At 61.4% G+C, this 16605-nt stretch carries 16 protein-coding genes; 9 read left to right on the top strand and 7 right to left on the bottom strand.

From position 1 onward, the window contains the following. Nucleotides 1-190 precede the first annotated feature (190 nt). Entirely contained in the window at nucleotides 191-1057 is an 867-nt protein-coding gene (locus JBO08_RS26320; RefSeq protein ID WP_220075239.1) for a pirin family protein, read from the bottom strand. A gap of 64 nt (nucleotides 1058-1121) precedes the next feature. Continuing rightward, nucleotides 1122-1538 (bottom strand): OsmC family protein, encoded by a 417-nt coding sequence (locus JBO08_RS26325; RefSeq protein WP_065872659.1) that lies wholly within the window; start codon nucleotides 1536-1538, stop codon nucleotides 1122-1124. A gap of 140 nt (nucleotides 1539-1678) precedes the next feature. On the opposite strand from JBO08_RS26325, the gene JBO08_RS26330 reads away from it, so the two are divergent. After that, the gene (locus JBO08_RS26330; RefSeq protein WP_065882474.1) at nucleotides 1679-2689 is read left to right on the top strand and encodes an amidohydrolase family protein; all 1011 of its coding nucleotides are present in this window, start codon (nucleotides 1679-1681) and stop codon (nucleotides 2687-2689) included. Nucleotides 2690-2749: 60 nt separating this feature from the next. Here JBO08_RS26330 and fabB read toward each other — a convergent pair whose 3' ends face one another. The 5 genes from fabB to JBO08_RS26355 all read right to left on the bottom strand — a co-directional run bounded on the left by fabB (nucleotide 2750) and on the right by JBO08_RS26355 (nucleotide 9696). Then, nucleotides 2750-3970, bottom strand: a complete 1221-nt coding sequence (fabB, locus tag JBO08_RS26335) for a beta-ketoacyl-ACP synthase I (RefSeq protein ID WP_012723103.1) — start codon at nucleotides 3968-3970, stop codon at nucleotides 2750-2752. Between the two features lie 11 nt (nucleotides 3971-3981). Then, nucleotides 3982-4497, bottom strand: coding sequence for a 3-hydroxyacyl-[acyl-carrier-protein] dehydratase FabA (gene fabA, locus JBO08_RS26340; RefSeq protein ID WP_003210552.1), 516 nt, complete (start codon nucleotides 4495-4497; stop codon nucleotides 3982-3984). Nucleotides 4498-4746: 249 nt separating this feature from the next. Next, complete coding sequence (locus JBO08_RS26345; protein ID WP_065872657.1) at nucleotides 4747-6648, bottom strand: ATP-binding protein; 1902 nt, start codon at nucleotides 6646-6648, stop codon at nucleotides 4747-4749. Next, a complete protein-coding gene (locus tag JBO08_RS26350; RefSeq protein WP_220075238.1) occupies nucleotides 6645-7574 on the bottom strand; it encodes an ABC transporter substrate-binding protein in 930 nt (309 codons plus the stop codon). The genes JBO08_RS26345 and JBO08_RS26350 overlap by 4 nt, the downstream gene beginning before the upstream one ends. Nucleotide 7575: 1 nt before the next feature. Continuing rightward, on the bottom strand, nucleotides 7576-9696 hold the full coding sequence (locus tag JBO08_RS26355) for a TonB-dependent siderophore receptor (RefSeq protein WP_345945871.1): 2121 nt from the start codon (nucleotides 9694-9696) through the stop codon (nucleotides 7576-7578). 194 nt (nucleotides 9697-9890) lie between these two features. Here JBO08_RS26355 and JBO08_RS26360 point away from each other — a divergent pair, with 194 nt between their 5' ends. The 8 genes from JBO08_RS26360 to JBO08_RS26395 all read left to right on the top strand — a co-directional run bounded on the left by JBO08_RS26360 (nucleotide 9891) and on the right by JBO08_RS26395 (nucleotide 16602). Continuing rightward, nucleotides 9891-10916, top strand: a complete 1026-nt coding sequence (locus JBO08_RS26360; RefSeq protein ID WP_220075237.1) for an NAD(P)H-dependent glycerol-3-phosphate dehydrogenase — start codon at nucleotides 9891-9893, stop codon at nucleotides 10914-10916. Between the two features lie 10 nt (nucleotides 10917-10926). After that, the gene (locus tag JBO08_RS26365; RefSeq protein ID WP_065872653.1) at nucleotides 10927-11274 is read left to right on the top strand and encodes a DUF4389 domain-containing protein; all 348 of its coding nucleotides are present in this window, start codon (nucleotides 10927-10929) and stop codon (nucleotides 11272-11274) included. Then, a complete protein-coding gene (gene sixA, locus JBO08_RS26370; RefSeq protein ID WP_065872652.1) occupies nucleotides 11271-11720 on the top strand; it encodes a phosphohistidine phosphatase SixA in 450 nt (149 codons plus the stop codon). Before JBO08_RS26365 ends, sixA begins: the two co-directional genes overlap by 4 nt. 85 nt (nucleotides 11721-11805) lie before the next feature. After that, nucleotides 11806-13455: an AMP-binding protein gene (locus JBO08_RS26375; protein ID WP_220075236.1), complete on the top strand. Its 1650-nt coding sequence runs from the start codon at nucleotides 11806-11808 to the stop codon at nucleotides 13453-13455. Nucleotides 13456-13485: 30 nt separating this feature from the next. Then, nucleotides 13486-13929, top strand: coding sequence for a hotdog fold thioesterase (locus JBO08_RS26380; protein WP_065882479.1), 444 nt, complete (start codon nucleotides 13486-13488; stop codon nucleotides 13927-13929). Nucleotides 13930-14026: 97 nt separating this feature from the next. After that, a complete protein-coding gene (locus JBO08_RS26385; RefSeq protein WP_049709209.1) occupies nucleotides 14027-14830 on the top strand; it encodes an alpha/beta fold hydrolase in 804 nt (267 codons plus the stop codon). After that, the gene (locus JBO08_RS26390; protein WP_220075235.1) at nucleotides 14827-15681 is read left to right on the top strand and encodes an alpha/beta hydrolase; all 855 of its coding nucleotides are present in this window, start codon (nucleotides 14827-14829) and stop codon (nucleotides 15679-15681) included. Before JBO08_RS26385 ends, JBO08_RS26390 begins: the two co-directional genes overlap by 4 nt. A gap of 102 nt (nucleotides 15682-15783) precedes the next feature. Then, nucleotides 15784-16602 carry a DUF4892 domain-containing protein gene (locus tag JBO08_RS26395; protein WP_065872647.1) on the top strand — a complete coding sequence of 273 codons (819 nt, stop codon included), beginning with the start codon at nucleotides 15784-15786 and terminating at the stop codon, nucleotides 16600-16602. Nucleotides 16603-16605 lie beyond the last annotated feature (3 nt).

Raw genomic sequence — 16605 nt, forward strand, 5'->3', positions numbered from 1 at the left:
GCTGCGTCAGCGGTGTGTCAGACAGCCCGCAAACGCAGCCTCGCCGGGGCTCGACAGCTGCTACGCAATTTCACTTTGAAGATGTGTAGATACTTATGCTCATCGCAGCGGTGCGGCGACCCGACAAGCCAGCTCCCACAGTTTGATTTGTGAACACAGTCAAAAGTGGGAGCTGGCTTGCCTGCGATAGCTATCTCACAGGCAACTCAATTCTTTCAGACTCACCCGGCACCGTCGGCCAATCCCCAGCCGCCCAGCGCTGCCGCGCCTGCTCGATTCTTAAGGGATCACTCGCCACAAAATTCCAATTGATCCGCCGTGGCCCATCCAGCGCTGCGCCGCCAATCAGGACCAGGTGACAATCGGTATCGGCAGACAACGTCATCTCCCGTTCGACCGGCAACACCACCAGGCTATGCACCTCCAACGGCTCACCCTCCAACTGCACCTCACCCTCCAGCACATACACCGCGCGTTCCTCATGCTCATCAGGAATCAGCAGCGTCGTGGCCGTTTGCATGCGCACCTCGGCATACAGCGTGGGCGATAGCACCGGCACCGGCGACTTGAGGCAGAACCCATCACCCGCAATCAGGCGGATCTGCACGCCGAGGTTGTCACTCACCGGCAAGCTCGCTGCCGGGTGATGGCTGTAATGCCCCGGCCCCGTTTCGTGGTCCATTGGTGATGCCAGCCACACTTGCAGCCCATGCAGGCTGAAACCGCTGGCCTTGAGCGCCTCTGGCGTGCGCTCGACGTGGGCAATCGCACTGCCGGCAGTCATCCAACTGACATCGCCGGCCTGCACCACTTGGTCCGACCCCAGGCTGTCCTTGTGCTGCAGTGCACCGTCGAACAGATAAGTGAGGGTCGACAGCCCGATATGCGGGTGCTGGCGGATGTTCATGCCATCGCCGGGCGCGTAGCGGGTGAGCAGCATATGGTCGAAAAACACAAAAGGCCCAACGCTGCGGCATTCTCGCGATGGCAAAGGGCGCAGGATGGGTTGGCCTTCGACATCTTCGGGGCGAGGGCGGATCACGGTGAGGGTGGTCATGGTGCATCCCAGTCTGAGCGGGTTGGATGCTTCTGAGCATAACCCGCTCGGTAGGATGTTGCCGCTATTGGCTGAAGGCGCCTTCCGACAATTGGGTCTCGATGCTGACCTCGGCGGTAGTCATCAACTTGTGCACCGGGCAGCGATCAGCCACGCGATGCAATTCATCGCGTTGTTCGTCGGTGAGTACGCCCTTTAGCGTCAGCTTGACGTTGAGCGTGTATTTGCCCTTTTGCTCTTCGGTGGCGTCGTGGGTGACTTCCACGGTCACACCGGTCAACGGGATGTCTTTTTTCTGGGCATAAAGCCTGACGGTCAAGGCTTTGCACGACGCCAGTGCCGCGTCGAAGTAGTCATGGGGGGAGGGCGCCGAATCGTCGCCGCCCAGGCTTTTGGGCAGGTCAGTAAACAACTCATGGTTGTTGATATTGACGCTATGGCGAAAGTTGTCCTGATTCAGGGTATTCACGGTAACAGGCATGGCAAACCTCACAGGGTGGCAGGATGAAGGTCATGCAGTTATAGAGCATGCTGGCACTTCGGTGTTCCGCGTTTTTTGCTGGATGAACCCCGGCAGGGCGCGCAAGGTCTACCCGTATCAGCCCTAATCGAGGTTTTACCGTGCCCTGGACTCGCCTGACCCTTGCCCTGTTGCTCGCCGCCAGTAGCCTTGCTGCGCAGGCCCGTGACTATGCCTACAGCGACGCGCACCTGCATTACGTGGATTTTTTCCAGGAAACGGCGGGTATGGACCAGCTGCTCAAGGCGATGGCCGACAACCGCATTGAGCATGTGATGATTTCCGGCATACCGGTCGCGAAGAAATGGCACGAAGACGAGCCCAAACGCCCACGCTATTACGCCGGTGATGACGCCGATGCCTATTGGTACAGTGCCACTGACGTGATCGTCGCCGCTGCGGTCAATAAACTGGCCCCTGAGCAGCGCCAGTACTTTCATCCATTCCTGTCGGGCTTTAACCCTAACGACAAAAACTCCGCGGCCCATATCCAGCGCATGCTCGACCTGAACCCGGGGCTGTGGCAGGGTATCGGTGAGGTGTTCACCCGTCACGACGACCTCACCGCCCTGACATCAGGCGACACCCCACGCGCCAATAACGAAGCCATGACCCGCATCTACCACTTGGCCGCTGAAAACGACCTGCCGGTGATGCTGCACTCCAATATCACCTCCAAGCGCGAGCGTAACCCGCTGTATCTCGCCGAGGTCGAGGAGTCGCTGCGCAACCATCCACACACCCGCTTTATCTGGGCCCATGCCGGCACCAGCAAGGAAATCCACCGGCATCAGGTGCAGATGGACTTCTTACTGCCCACGTTGAGTCGCCTGCTTGAGGCTTACCCCAACCTGTATATCGACCTGTCCTGGAGCATGCTCACGCCTTACTTGCTCGATGAAGCGGGCAAGCCCCGCCCAGAGTGGGTAAAGCTGGTGGAGCGCTTCCCGGAGCGCTTCATGCTGGGTTCTGACGTGGTAGGGCGCTTCAACAAGCTGGGTAAGGAAATGCGCCGCTTTGATCCGTTCCTCGATGCGCTGCCTGCGCAGGTGGCCCACAAAGTGGCGCGGGATAACTTCCTGGCCATCCTGCCTAAGCCGTCGAGGTATTGATTTCACCCAATAAAAAGCCCCGAACCAGTCGGGGCTTTTTATTCGATCAAGCTACAGGCCTTACTTACCCTGCCAGCGTTTCAGCACCAAGGTAGCGTTAGTGCCACCAAAGCCAAAGCTGTTGCTCATCACGGTATCGATCTTGGCGTTTTCAACGGTCTTGGTCAGGATCGGCATATCAGCCACAACCGGGTCAATCTCGTCGATGTTGGCCGAGCCGGCCATGAAGTTGCCTTCCATCATCAGCAGGCAGTAGATCGCTTCGTGAACGCCAGCGGCGCCCAGGGAGTGACCGGACAGGCTCTTGGTAGAGCTGATGGCCGGGGCCTTGTCGCCGAAAACCGCACGCACGCCTTCCATTTCCTTGGCGTCGCCGACCGGAGTCGACGTGCCGTGGGTGTTCAGGTAGTCGATTGGGGTGTCAACGGTAGACATCGCCATCTGCATGCAACGGATGGCGCCTTCACCGCTTGGCGCAACCATGTCGTAGCCGTCGGACGTCGCGCCGTAGCCAACGATTTCCGCGTAGATCTTGGCACCACGGGCCAGAGCGTGTTCCAGCTCTTCGACCACTACCATGCCGCCGCCGCCGGCAATGACGAAACCGTCACGCTTGGCGTCGTAGGCGCGGGAGGCCTTTTCCGGGGTTTCGTTGTACTGGGTGGACAGTGCGCCCATGGCGTCGAACAGGAACGATTGGCTCCAATGCTCTTCTTCACCGCCGCCGGCGAACACGATGTCCTGCTTGCCCAGCTGGATCTGCTCAACGGCAGTCCCGATGCAGTGAGCACTGGTGGCGCAGGCCGAGGAGATCGAGTAGTTCACGCCCTTGATAGCAAACGGCGTGGCCAGGCAGGCCGAAACGGTGCTGCCCATGGTCCGCGTAACACGGTACGGGCCAACGCGCTTCACGCCTTTTTCGCGCAGGATGTCCAGCGCTTCCATCTGGTTGAGGGTCGATGCGCCGCCGGAGCCGGCGATCAGGCCGGTGCGTACGTTGGATACCTGGTCTTCGCTCAAGCCGGAGTCGGCGATCGCGTCTTTCATCGCCAGGTAGGCGTAGGCGGCAGCGTGGCCGACGAAGCGATAGATCTTGCGATCGATCAGTTCTTCGAGGGGCAGGTCGATGGAGCCGGAAACCTGGCTACGCAGACCCATTTCGGCATATTCCGGGTTGAAGCGGATGCCAGGGCGACTTGCACGCAGGTTAGCGGTGACGGTCTCTTTGTCATTGCCCAGGCAAGAAACGATGCCCAGACCAGTGATAACGACGCGGCGCATGCGGATAACCCTTAAAAGTTGTCAGTGGAAGTGAATACGCCGACTCGAAGACCTTCGGCAGTATAGATCTCGCGACCGTCGACAGTCACCGAACCGTCAGCGATAGCCAGGTTCAGCTTGCCCTTGAGGACGCGCTTGATTTGAATGTTGTAGGTGACTTTCTTGGCGGTCGGCAAGACCTGGCCAAAGAATTTCACTTCGCCCGAACCCAGGGCGCGACCGCGACCCGGCAGGCCTTGCCAGCCCAGGTAGAAGCCAACCAGTTGCCACATGGCGTCAAGGCCCAGGCAGCCTGGCATCACCGGGTCACCTTCGAAATGGCAGGCGAAGAACCACAGGTCCGGGGTGATATCCAGCTCGGCGACCAATTCACCTTTGCCGTACTTGCCACCTTCTTCGCTGATATGGGTGATGCGATCCACCATCAGCATGTTCGGGGCGGGCAGTTGCGCGTTACCTGGGCCGAACAGCTCACCGCGACTGCAGCGCAGCAGGTCTTCCCGAGTAAAGGCGTTTTGTTTGGTCATGCGAGCTCCTCAATAATCCCATGCGGCAGGGTAGGGCAAATCTTCCCGAACCGAATAAAGCGTTCATGCCTCATGTCGGCAGCCTACACATAGACTATTGCGTTGTAGTGAAAGTCACAGCGGCAAGGCACTCAATGTACACTTGTTCACTGAAATTTTAAACCGGGCCTGTTTATGGGTCCGTTCGGGTGCCTAAGACTGCCGCACTTTCGCCTTTCACGCCAGTCGCAGTTGGCTGATGGCGCGGCGCTATTGCACCCAACGTTGCAGGATTTGCTGCAAATCCGTGCGTTTGAACGGCTTGGCCAGGTAATCGTTCATTCCGGCTGCAAGACAGGCTTCACGGTCACCCTGCAAGGCGTTGGCAGTCAGGGCGATGATCGGCAGGTCAGCGCACCCCGGCAATTGGCGAATCTGTCGGGTGGCTTCGTAGCCATCGATCAGCGGTAGTCGGCAATCCATCAGGATCGCCGTGAAAATCAGGCTTTCGGCGCTACGGATCGCCTCGGCGCCGTCGGTGGCAATGCTCACTGCGAAGCCCAGGCTGCGCAGCATGGCTTCGACCACGGTGCGGTTGACTGGGTTGTCTTCCACCAGCAGCACATGGCGGCCATCGCCGGCGCTGCCTTTGCCGTCGGCGTCGGTAGCGATGGCCGGCAAGCTCTGCTGATCAATGGCCAGGGGAATTTCCAGGGTGAACACCGAGCCACGGCCTTCTTCGCTCTGTGCGCGTAGGGTGCCGCCCATGCGTTCAGCCAGGGTACGGGCGATGGGCAGTCCCAGGCCGGTGCCGCCGTAACGTCTTGAAATGGAACTGTCGGCTTGCTGGAATGCATCGAACATCAATTCCAGGCGCTCGGTGGAAATCCCGATGCCACTGTCACGCACGGTACAGGTGAACCACACCAGTTCATGGTCGAGGGCCTGCCACTGGGGTTCAACGCTGACCGCGCCGTGCTCGGTGAACTTCAGTGCGTTGCCGATCAGGTTCACCAGAATTTGGCGGATCCGCGTCGGGTCGCCCTGCACCCGCAAGGCGTCCATCCCTTGCGGGATCGACAGCTGCAGCGCCAACCCACGCTGCTGCGCGCTGTGCTGGAAGGCCTGGGCGCAGCTGTTGATCAGCTCCGCGAGGTTGAACGGAATGTGCTCCAACTCCAGCGCGGCGCGTTCGATCCGCGAGAAGTCGAGGATGTCATTGATGACCTTGAGCAAATGCTCGGTGGACTCGGAAGCCAGCGCCGCGTACTCGGTCTGCTCCTCGGTCATCTCGGTGGTTTCCAGTAACTGCAACATGCCCAGCACACCGTTCATGGGCGTGCGCAGCTCATGACTCATCATCGCCAGGAAATCCGACTTGGCATTGTTGGCGCGCTCGGCTTCTTCGCGGGTCTGGATCAACTGGGCCATGGCCTGCTGTTGTTCGCGACTGGCCTGGTTGAGCCCTTCGGCGAGGTTATTGATATGCCGCGACAGGTCGCCGAGCTCTGAGTCATCCACGATCGGCAGCGGCGTCTTGTAGTCACCTTGCTGGATGGCCTTCACCGCATTGCCCATGGCGCTGATTGGCTGTGACAGGCTGGCGGCCAGGCGCCGTGCGAGCAGGAAGGTGAACAACAGGGCGAACAGCGCCAGGATGCCGGCCTTGAACAGGATCTCCTGCTGGCGCTGACTGAACGCGTCGTTGGACATGCCGACGATCACCCGGCCCAGGTAGTCCGCACGCGGTGCCTTGGGTTCGTTGAGGTTGTCCTGGAAAAAGTCATTGCCCAACTGGATGTGTTGCAGGCGAATCGGCGCCTGGAACACTTTTACCGACAGCGAACGGTCGTGTTTCTCTGAAGGTTGCTCGACGTACACCAGAATGTTCTCGCTGCTGTCCTGGATCTCCAGGAAGCGCACATGGGGCGTGGCCAGCGTGGCGCGCAACAGGCTATCAAGCACATCATTGTTGCCGGAAATCACCCCGTATTCGGTGGCGGGCGCCAGTTGGTTAGCGATCAATTGGCCGGTGTGGTCCAGTTCCTGGCGCAGGTCCTGGATACGCACGAAGGTAAAGAAGCTGATCAACAGCAACGTCAGCAACAGTGCCGGGCCCAGGGTGATGAGCTGGGTACGGGTGTTGATATCCCAACGGCGACGCAAGGTCATGGGCGTTTTTCTCCTTCGGCCAATCGCGTGGCAACGCTGGCTTCGTCCACCTGTTCGATCCCCAGTGAGCGCGCGACTTGCGGGTTGCCCACGACTTTGAAGTGTTCCGGATACAGCGAACTCGGCCAATTGGCTGGCGGATGGTCGAGCAGGCGGTCGAGCACGCGCAGCCAGTCGTCCTGGTCGCTGTAGGTGCTGGCCAGGCTGCCGGCCCGCACAAAGCCCGCATTCGGGCCCACCAACGGCAATTGCTGGGCATAGCTGCTCAGCAACAGGTTCTTCGCGGTTTTCGGGTTGTACAGCTGCGGGTCGTCGAGGCCAAGCAACACGTCACTGTTTCTGAACAGGGTTTGCAACGGTCGACTGTCATTAATGTTGTCCCAGAGCTGCGGCACGATTTCCAGGCCCAGGGGCGTGGCGTGCTGGCGCAGTTCGGGCAGGAGAAATTCACTTTCGGCGCCATAGAGCACGCCGATGCGCCGTGCTTGGGGAAGGATGCCGGTGATCAGGCGCAATTGGCGCTCCAGCGGCGGGTCGCTCCACAACAGGCTGATGCGTGGGTGCTGCGTTGTGCCCAGGCGCTGGTGGGCCTGCAGCCGACTAATGCGCAGCACCAGCGTCGGCGGGCCCTGGGGGTCTTGCAGGCGCCAGTCGAGGCCGGGCAGGTCGAGCAGGATCAGGCGTGTGTTGGCCGGCAGGTGGCTGGGAGCCGGTAGATCCTTGAGGGCGGTGAAAGTGACTTGGTCTTCGGGGCGTTGTTGGGCCAGCGCCTGGGCAAAGGCCTGCACGCCCGCGCCGTCTTCGGCGGCGGTCAGCAGGATCTCGGCGCTCCAGGCAGGAGCGGCAAACAGCAGGCAACCGAGCAGCGCAGCGCGTCGCCAGAGCGTATTGATAAAAGAACGGGTCATCCGTGACGAGTCGCCCATCTCAGAACTCTAACTCCGCGCTGAAGTAGAGCACGTGGCGACTGTCGTAATTGTTATCGGCCCAGGTGGTGGGCTGGTTATCGAGGCGTTGTTGCAACATGCCGGCCAGCTCCACGTTGGCTTTGCCCAGGGCAATGCGCTTGGCCACCCGCAGGTCGGCCCGTTCGAAGCGGTAGCCGTTGAGTGCGTCGTCGCCATAGTAGAACAGCGCGCTCGACCAGCCGCGACCCCATTCACGCAACCAGCCGGCGGATCCACTGTTACGCGCGGTTTGTGCTTTATCACGCGGGTTACTGCTGGTGGCATCGACGTAAGCATAGGTCAGCCGCAGGCGGTCGGCGTTGCTCACGCGCCAGTCGAACTGGGATTCAGCGCCGGTAAACCGTGAGCTGTTGGCGTTGCTGGCAATGTATTGGTTATTGCGCAGCGGCGAGCTGATCATGTTGGTGATCTCGTCGTAGAACAGTTTCACGTCCATGTTCAGCCCGATGTCGGCAAAAAAGCCGTTGTACCCTAGTTCCCTCGATTTCATCATCTCTTTATCGAGGTTGCCCGGGCCCCGGGTCTTTACGAAGTATTGCCCGGTGGTCTGCCCATAGGCCGGGGAGCCGAGGTTGGTGACGCGATAGCTCCAGTTGACATTGTTCTCGAACATGTCCGGCGAGCGGATCGCTTCTGAATACACCGCGCGCAGGCCGTGGCGGGGGTTGATCAGGTAGTTGACGGCCACCCGTGGCGTCAGCGAGTTGCCGCTCAGGTGCGTGTCTTCGTACATCGCGCCGCCTTGCAGCAGCCAATGCTCGCTGGCGCGCCATTCCAACTGGCCGAACAGACGCCAGGTGGTGTCGTCCAGAGTGCCGTTGAAATAGGTGTCGGAGTCGGCGCGGTCGTAGCGGTAGTTCATGCCGCTGACCAAGCGCAGGCTGTCGGACAGGCTGAGGGTGTCCTGAATCTCCAGGTCGTAGCGGCTTTCGCGGGTGCTTTGGTCGATGTCACCGCACACGCTCTGGTTGGCGCCGTTACGCCATTGGTCCAGCACCTGGTCGGCCAGGGCTTGCTCGGCGGGGCTGCCCGGTGGCGCACTGCCTTGGCTGTAAGTGTCCATGTGCCGGGCCAGCTGTTCGGCATAATTGGGGTTCAGCTGCCATAACTGGGTCAGCTCCGGGCTGAACGAGACCTTGGCATCACAGGCTTTCCAGATTTGCCGGCGATCCCACTGTTGGGCCGAGCCCTGGATATACAGGCTGTGGTCAGGATTGAAATCAAAATTCCAACGCAGGGAACCCGCGTAGTCCTTGGCTGTGACGTCAGAATTGTTACCGCCTTCGGTAATCCCGGCAAACACTGGAGTGTAGGTATAGGGTCGTTGGTTGGTGCCTTCCTTTGCATCCAACTGCACGTCGATGCTCTGTTGGGTGTTCAGCGTCTGGCTGATTGCCAGGCTGAAGCGGTTGAGGCGGCGGCCGTCACGGCGGTCGGCACCGGCAGCGTCGCTGTCGAAGCCGTCGTCCTGCTGCCCGGAGAGGGACAGGCGCAAGTCGCCGGTTTCCCATCCTGCGCCCTGGCTGGCATAGAAGTCGTTGATGCCACGTGCGCCACGCACCACCTTGACCCGCGAGCCATGAGTGTTGGCTGGCGAGCGCGTGAGGATGTTGACCACCGCCATCAAGGCATTGGCGCCGTAGCTGACGGTGTTGGGGCCACGGAACACTTCGATGCGCTCTATATCTTCCATGGCGACCGGAATGTCGCTCCAGTCCACGGTGGCCAAGCCCGCGCGATACACCGAGCGGCCGTCTATCAGCACCTGCATGCGCCGCGCATCGCTGGCACTGGTGCCATGGTAGTTCACCGCCGCCTGGTTGCCGGTGGTGTAGCCGACCATCATCCCTGGTACCAGCCGCAGCAGTTCACTGATATCCCGCGCGCCACTGGCCTTGATCAGCTCGCTGTCGATCACGGTCATGCTGCCAGGCACGGCGGCGGCCGATTGCTTGAGACGCGTGGCGGTCAGCACTTGGGGCAGGGGCTGGCTGTCGAGGAACAGGTCATCGGCCATGACCGGCGCGCTGCACAGCAGCATCAGCCACAAAGGTAGACGAGGAGGAGGGCCCAAATACACGGCACGGCCTTGATAATTGCGGATAGCCGCCCATGTTAACTGAGGTGGGGCCTTTTGCCAGTCGTCGGACTTGTAATTACTTCATGCAAACCTGCCATTTTCCGACAAACGCACGAATTGATACGGGGGCTGGCCGCAAGCGGGTCGGCCCGTATAATGCGCCATCGCCACTGGTATGGATTAACGGATTGCATATGACTGAACAGCGCCCTATCGCGGTCCTGGGAGGCGGAAGTTTTGGTACCGCCGTGGCAAATTTGCTGGCCGAAAACGGTCACGCTGTGCGCCAGTGGATGCGCGATCCCGAACAGGCCGAGGCCATTCGAGTTAACCGGGAAAATCCGCGTTACCTCAAAGGCATCAAGATTCATCCGGCGGTCGAGCCTGTCACCGACCTGCTGGAAACCCTCACAGCCTGCGAGCTGTGCTTTGTCGCGTTGCCGTCCAGCGCACTGCGTTCGGTGTTGGCGCCCCACGCCGAACGCCTAGCGGGCAAGCTGCTGGTCAGCCTGACTAAAGGCATTGAGGCGCAGACCTTCAAGCTGATGAGCGAAATCCTTGAAGAAATCGCTCCTCAGGCGCGCATTGGCGTGCTGTCCGGGCCGAACCTGGCGCGGGAAGTGGCCGAGCACGCGCTGACCGCCACCGTGGTCGCCAGTGAAGACGAAGCACTCTGCGAGCGCGTCCAGGCCGTGCTGCATGGCCGGACCTTCCGCGTCTATGCCAGCAACGACCGCTTTGGCGTCGAACTGGGCGGTGCGCTGAAAAACGTCTATGCGATCATCGCCGGCATGGCCGTGGCGCTGGGCATGGGCGAAAACACCAAGAGCATGCTGATCACCCGCGCCTTGGCCGAGATGACCCGTTTTGCCGTGAACCAGGGCGCCAACCCGATGACCTTCCTGGGGCTGGCGGGTGTGGGCGACTTGATCGTCACCTGCTCCTCGCCGAAAAGCCGCAACTACCAGGTGGGTTTCGCCCTCGGCCAGGGCTTGAGCCTGGAAGACGCGGTCACGCGCCTGGGTGAAGTGGCCGAAGGCGTCAACACCCTCAAGGTGCTCAAGGCCAAGGCCCAGGAGGCCGGCGTGTATATGCCGCTGGTCGCCGGGCTGCACGCGATCCTGTTTGAAGGGCGCACCTTGGACCAGGTCATCGAGCTGCTGATGCGCGCCGAACCGAAAACCGATGTCGACTTTATTTCCACCAGTGGTTTCAACTGAGGAACGCGTCATGAACGATCCAAAAGCAGCGCCCACGTACGAATCCATTGGCCTGCGCATCCTGTGGATGCTGGTGTTTGCCCTGGTGTGGCAAGTGGCGCAGTTCCTGCTCGGCGCGCTGGTGGTGGTGCAGTTGATCTACCGCTTGATCTATGGCGCACCGAACCTGGGCCTGATGAACTTCGGCGACAGCCTCAGCCAGTTCCTGGCGCAGATCGGCCGTTTCGGCAGCTTCCACTCCGAACAGAAACCATGGCCGTTCGCCGACTGGCCGACCCCGCGCGCACCCGAAGGCGAAGCCGCCCACAGCGTGCCGCCAGCGCCGCACCCGGTGCGTGATGAGGAGCCAAAGCTGTGAAGTTGTGGATTTTGCGTCACGGCGAAGCAGAAGCCCATGCCCCCTCCGACGCCCAGCGCAACCTCACCGAACACGGGCGCGCTGAAGTGTTGCGCAGTGCCGCGCACCTGATCGGCCAACCCCTCAGTGCCATCATCGCCAGCCCTTATGTGCGGGCACAGCAGACCGCGCACCTGGTGCGTGAGGCCTTGGGGTTCGAGCCGGATATTCGCACGGTGCCGTGGCTCACGCCGGAGGGCAATCCTGGGCAGGTGCTGGAAAAGCTCGACACCGATGACAACGTGCTGCTGGTCAGCCACCAGCCGTTGGTGGGCAGCCTGATCAGCTTTCTGCAGCATGGTCACCCGCGTCAGCCGCAGCCGATGCACACCGCCAGCCTGGCGGAACTGGAGGGGGATTTCCCGCTGGCGGGGTTGATGAGCCTGGTAGGCGTGAAACACCCGTAGGCGATATCGCTGCTTTGTGTGTGCTATATATTCAACCAAGCAAGTGCTTGGTTGGCTATCGTCGGACCACAAAGGAGCGCGTCCCATGCCCGTCGCTTTTCGTTTGCCGTTGCAGGTCTTCTTTGAACGTGAAGCGCGCCACCCGCGCCAGACCTTTCTGGTCCAGCCCACTGGCGGCAGCGAGGTGCAAAGCCTCACGTGGGGCGATGTCGGTCACCAGGCCCGTTGCGCCGCGCACTGGCTGCGTGCTCGCGAGTTGCCCCAGGGCTCGCACATTGCCCTGATCTCGAAAAACTGCGCGCACTGGATCATTGCCGACTTGGCGATCTGGATGGCCGGGCACGTCTCTGTGCCGCTGTACCCCAACCTCACCGCCGACTCCGTTGCCCATGTGCTCAGCCATTCCGAGGCGGCACTGGTGTTTATCGGCAAACTCGACGATTGGCCCGCCATGGCACCCGGTGTGCGGGCGGGTGTGCCGACCATCAGCCTGCCACTGTGCCCGTCGGGCGCGTTCGATTTCAGTTGGGCCGACCTGCAAGCGTGCCCGCCGATTCACGATGCCCCCCAGCCTGCAGCTCCGGACCTGGCCACCATCATCTATACCTCCGGCACCACCGGCCTCCCCAAAGGCGTGATGCACAGCTTTGGCGCCTTGGGGTTTGCCGCCACCCGCGGCACCGAGTTATTTGGGCTGGGGGAGGGCGACCGGCTGTTGTCCTACCTGCCGTTGTGCCATGTGGCGGAGCGGATGTTTGTGGAGATGGCGTCGATTTACACCGGGCAAACGGTGTATTTCGCAGAAAGCCTGGATACTTTTCTGACCGATCTGCGTAGGGCACGTCCGACCGCACTGTTTGGCGTGCCGCGGATCTGGACCAAATTTCAGATGGGCGTCTACGCCAAGATCCCGCAAAAGCGCCTCGACACCTTGCTGCGCCTGCCCTTTATCGGCAAACGCGTAGGTCACAAGGTACTTGCCGGCCTGGGCCTGGACGCGTTGCGCATCGCACTGTCCGGCGCGGCGCCCGTGCCTGAGGCGCTGCTGCGCTGGTACCAACGCCTGGGCCTGGATGTGCTCGAGGTGTATGGCATGACCGAGAGCTGCGGCTACTCCCATGTGTGCCGTCCCGGCCAACAGATCCTCGGCTGGATCGGCCTGCCGTGCCCCGGTGTTGAAGTGCGCATCGACCCCTCGGGCGAAGTGCAGGTGCGCAGCGGTGCGACCATGCTCGGTTACTTCAAGGACCCGCAGAAAACCTGCGAGACCCTCACCGCTGATGGTTTCCTGCGTACTGGCGACAAAGGCGAGCAGGATGCCGATGGCCGCCTGCGCCTGACCGGGCGGCTCAAGGAAATCTTCAAAACCAGCAAAGGCAAATACGTGGCCCCGGCGCCAATCGAAAACCGCCTGGCCGAACATCCGCGTATCGAGCAGGTGTGTGTGGTGGGCGATGGCCTGAGCGCGCCTATTGGTTTGTGCGTGTTGTCGGCGCTGGAACAGGACCCGCAAGCGCTGCGCAGCAGTCTTGAACGCTGGCTGGAACAGGTCAACGGAGCGCTGGATAAACATGAGCGTCTGCGCCAACTGGTGGTGGTGAAAGACAACTGGGCAGTGGAAAACGGCTTTTTAACCCCGACCTTGAAGATTAAGCGCAACGTGATCGAGTCGACTTACGGCGCTCAGTTTCAGGTTTGGAGCGAGCGCACCGAGACGGTTCTGTGGCAGGATTAGGGCCATCATAAAACCAAAAAGGACCCTCCCATGAGCCTGTGGCGCACCCAACCGGATATCGAACAACTCAATGCCATGCAGAAAAACACCATCGGTGAGCTGCTGGATATTCGCTTCGACAGCGTGGACGACGAGTCCCTGACCGCCAGCATGGTGGTCGATCATCGCACCCATCAACCCTACGGCTTGCTGCACGGTGGTGCGTCGGTGGTGTTGGCAGAAACCGTCGGCTCGACGGCCGCCTACCTGTGTATTGATCCCGCCAAGTTCTATTGCGTCGGCCTTGAGGTCAACGCCAACCACCTGCGCGGTGTGCGCAGCGGGCGGGTGACGGCGGTGGCCAGGGCGATCCATATCGGCCGCACCACCCAGGTGTGGGACATTCGCCTGACCAGCGACGATGGCAAGGCCAGCTGCATCTCGCGCCTGACCATGGCCGTGGTGCCACTGGGCGAGAACCCGCCGGCGCGATAGGCGTGGCGTGAGTGTCATCATTCCTGGCGGTTACAGTCATTGCCGTGCCGGCCGGGCATGGTGACAATCAATCTCTGTTTTTGTAGATGGAACCGGTATGTCGCAGCACGTGTTTTTTGCTCACGCCAATGGCTTTCCCTCGGCCACCTACGGCAAGTTGTTTGCCGCGCTGGCCCCGGAATACGCAGTGGCTCACTTGCCGCAGCACGGCCACGACCCCAGGTTTCCGGTGGACGATAACTGGCAGAACCTGGTGGATGAGTTGATCCACCACTTGGAGCAGCAACCGGAACCGGTGTGGGGCGTGGGCCATTCCCTCGGCGGCGTGTTGCACCTGCACGCCGCCATGCGGTGCCCGCAGTTGTATCGTGGGGTGGTGATGCTCGACTCCCCGGTGCTGACTCGTGCGGACCGTTGGGTGATTCGTGCGGCCAAGCGCTTGGGTTTTATTGATCGCTTGACCCCGGCCGGACGCACCTTGGGCCGTCGCGAGGAATTTACCGATCTGGAGGCTGCGCGCAGTTACTTCGCCGGCAAGACCTTGTTCCGTGGCTTTGACCCGGAATGCTTCGACGCTTACCTGCAACATGGCCTGTATCAGGTGGGTGATCGCCTGCGCCTGCGCTTCGACCCGGCCACTGAAATCAGCATCTACCGTGGCGTGCCCCACACCAGCCCAGGCCAGGTGCGCCAATTGAAGGTGCCGCTGGCGGTGGTGCGCGGCCGGCAAAGCCGGGTGGTGATGCGTCACCACGCCAGCGGCGTCGGGCGCCTGCCCATGGGCGAAATGCTCACCATGCCCGGCGGCCATATGTTCCCCCTTGAACGCCCGCAGGACACCGCGACCTTGATCAAGAACCTGTTTTCCCGCTGGGAAGCCCGTGAGCGAAGTTGCGCATGAATACGCCGGTCGAAGAAGTCCGCCTGAGCCTGCCGCATATCGAACTGGCGGCCCATCTGTTTGGCCCCGAAGACGGTTTGCCGGTGATCGCCCTGCATGGCTGGCTGGACAACGCCAACAGCTTTGCGCGGTTGGCACCGAAACTTCAGGGGTTGCGCATCGTTGCGCTGGACATGGCCGGGCATGGGCATTCGGCGCATCGTCCTGCAGGCGCCGGTTATGCCTTGTGGGATTACGTCTACGATGTGCTGCAAGTCGCCGAGCAACTCGGGTGGAAACGTTTTGCATTACTTGGTCACTCTCTCGGCGCTATTGTGTCCCTGGTGCTCGCCGGTGCCTTACCGGAGCGCGTAACGCACCTGGGATTGATCGACGGCGTGATCCCGCCGACCGCCAGCGGTGACAACGCTGCCGAGCGGCTGGGCATGGCGTTGCAAGCGCAATTGAACCTGCAGGACAAGCGCAAGCCGGTCTATAACACCCTGGATCGTGCCGTCGAAGCGCGTATGAAAGGCGTGGTCGCGGTCAGTCGCGAAGCCGCAGAACTGCTGGCCCAGCGCGGTTTGATGCCGGTGCCGGGTGGTTACACCTGGCGTACCGATAGCCGTCTGACCCTGGCTTCGCCGATGCGCCTGACCGACGAACAAGCCATGGCCTTCGTGCGGCGCGTAAGTTGCCCTACGCAGTTGGTGGTCGCTGCCGACGGCATGCTGGCGAAACATCCCGAATTGCTTTCTCAGCTACCCTTTACCGTGACCACCCTGCCCGGTGGCCATCATTTGCACCTGAATGATGAGTCTGGGGCGCTCCTTGTTGCAGACTGTTTCAATCGGTTCTTCCGCGCGCCTTGACTTGGAGCGGTCAACTGCCGAGGCTGGGCGGATTGAAAGGGAGTCAACCATGAACAACTTCAACATCGCTATGACCAACGATGGCCAGGGCTCGTTGATCTTATGAGCGTGCGTAACGGATGTATCCGTGTCCTGGGCTTAAGCCTGCTTAGCCCATTGGTATTCGCCGCCGACCTACCGGGTAGCCAGGACCTGCCCGCCGTAGCCCGCCAGGTCGACGCGCAAATCGTCGATTACCGGCCCGCCGAAGAAAAAGAACGCATCTACCCCATGGGCGCGATCCGCAAGATCAGCGGCCAGCTGCGCTATGAAGGCCAGGCCATCGCGCGCGGCCAAGCCACCGCCATCACCTATGAGTTGCCCGCCGAACACAGCGCCAGCGCCGCGTTTACCGCGACGCGTGAAGCGTTGCAGGAAAAAGGCGCGCAGTTGTTGTTCTGGTGCAAGGCCCGCGATTGTGGTGAAAGCAGCCTGTGGGCCAATGAGATTTTCGGCAACGCCAAGCTGGTCGGCGCCGACAGCCAGCAGGAATACCTGTTGCTGCGCCTGGCCGAGCCACAGGCCAACTCCCTGGTCGCGCTCTATGGCATCACCCGGGGCAATCGCCGCGCCTATCTGCATGTGGAGCAATTGGACGCCAGCGCGCCATTGGGCGATCTGTTGCCTACCTCGGCGACCCTGTTGCGCGAGCTGAAAAGCACCGGTGAGCTGGGCTTCCCCGCGCTCGCCGGCGCACCCGACGCCACCTGGCTGACCTTGATTTCCCGTGGGTTGAACCTCGACACCACGTTGCGCGTCAGTTTGACCGGGCCGAGCGCCGAAGCCTGGCGCCAGGGCCTGATCGACAACGGCGTGCGCGCTGCGCGCCTGGAAAGCGGCACGGGTGACGCCAAAGGCCTGCATGTGCATCTGATACGCTAGGCG

It is taken from the genome of Pseudomonas sp. LAP_36 (assembly GCF_019456785.1).
Taxonomy (GTDB): Bacteria; Pseudomonadota; Gammaproteobacteria; order Pseudomonadales; family Pseudomonadaceae; genus Aquipseudomonas; species Aquipseudomonas tritici.

Bases quoted from the DNA above. Each gene is read 5' to 3' on its own strand.
- JBO08_RS26320 (WP_220075239.1), bottom strand. From the start codon at position 1,057: ATGACCACCCTCACCGTGATCCGCCCTCGCCCCGAAGATGTCGAAGGC.
- JBO08_RS26325 (WP_065872659.1), bottom strand. From the start codon at position 1,538: ATGCCTGTTACCGTGAATACCCTGAATCAGGACAACTTTCGCCATAGC.
- fabB (WP_012723103.1), bottom strand. From the start codon at position 3,970: ATGCGCCGCGTCGTTATCACTGGTCTGGGCATCGTTTCTTGCCTGGGC.
- fabA (WP_003210552.1), bottom strand. From the start codon at position 4,497: ATGACCAAACAAAACGCCTTTACTCGGGAAGACCTGCTGCGCTGCAGT.
- JBO08_RS26345 (WP_065872657.1), bottom strand. From the start codon at position 6,648: ATGACCTTGCGTCGCCGTTGGGATATCAACACCCGTACCCAGCTCATC.
- JBO08_RS26350 (WP_220075238.1), bottom strand. From the start codon at position 7,574: ATGGGCGACTCGTCACGGATGACCCGTTCTTTTATCAATACGCTCTGG.
- JBO08_RS26360 (WP_220075237.1), top strand. From the start codon at position 9,891: ATGACTGAACAGCGCCCTATCGCGGTCCTGGGAGGCGGAAGTTTTGGT.
- JBO08_RS26365 (WP_065872653.1), top strand. From the start codon at position 10,927: ATGAACGATCCAAAAGCAGCGCCCACGTACGAATCCATTGGCCTGCGC.
- JBO08_RS26375 (WP_220075236.1), top strand. From the start codon at position 11,806: ATGCCCGTCGCTTTTCGTTTGCCGTTGCAGGTCTTCTTTGAACGTGAA.
- JBO08_RS26380 (WP_065882479.1), top strand. From the start codon at position 13,486: ATGAGCCTGTGGCGCACCCAACCGGATATCGAACAACTCAATGCCATG.
- JBO08_RS26385 (WP_049709209.1), top strand. From the start codon at position 14,027: ATGTCGCAGCACGTGTTTTTTGCTCACGCCAATGGCTTTCCCTCGGCC.
- JBO08_RS26390 (WP_220075235.1), top strand. From the start codon at position 14,827: ATGAATACGCCGGTCGAAGAAGTCCGCCTGAGCCTGCCGCATATCGAA.
- JBO08_RS26395 (WP_065872647.1), top strand. From the start codon at position 15,784: ATGAGCGTGCGTAACGGATGTATCCGTGTCCTGGGCTTAAGCCTGCTT.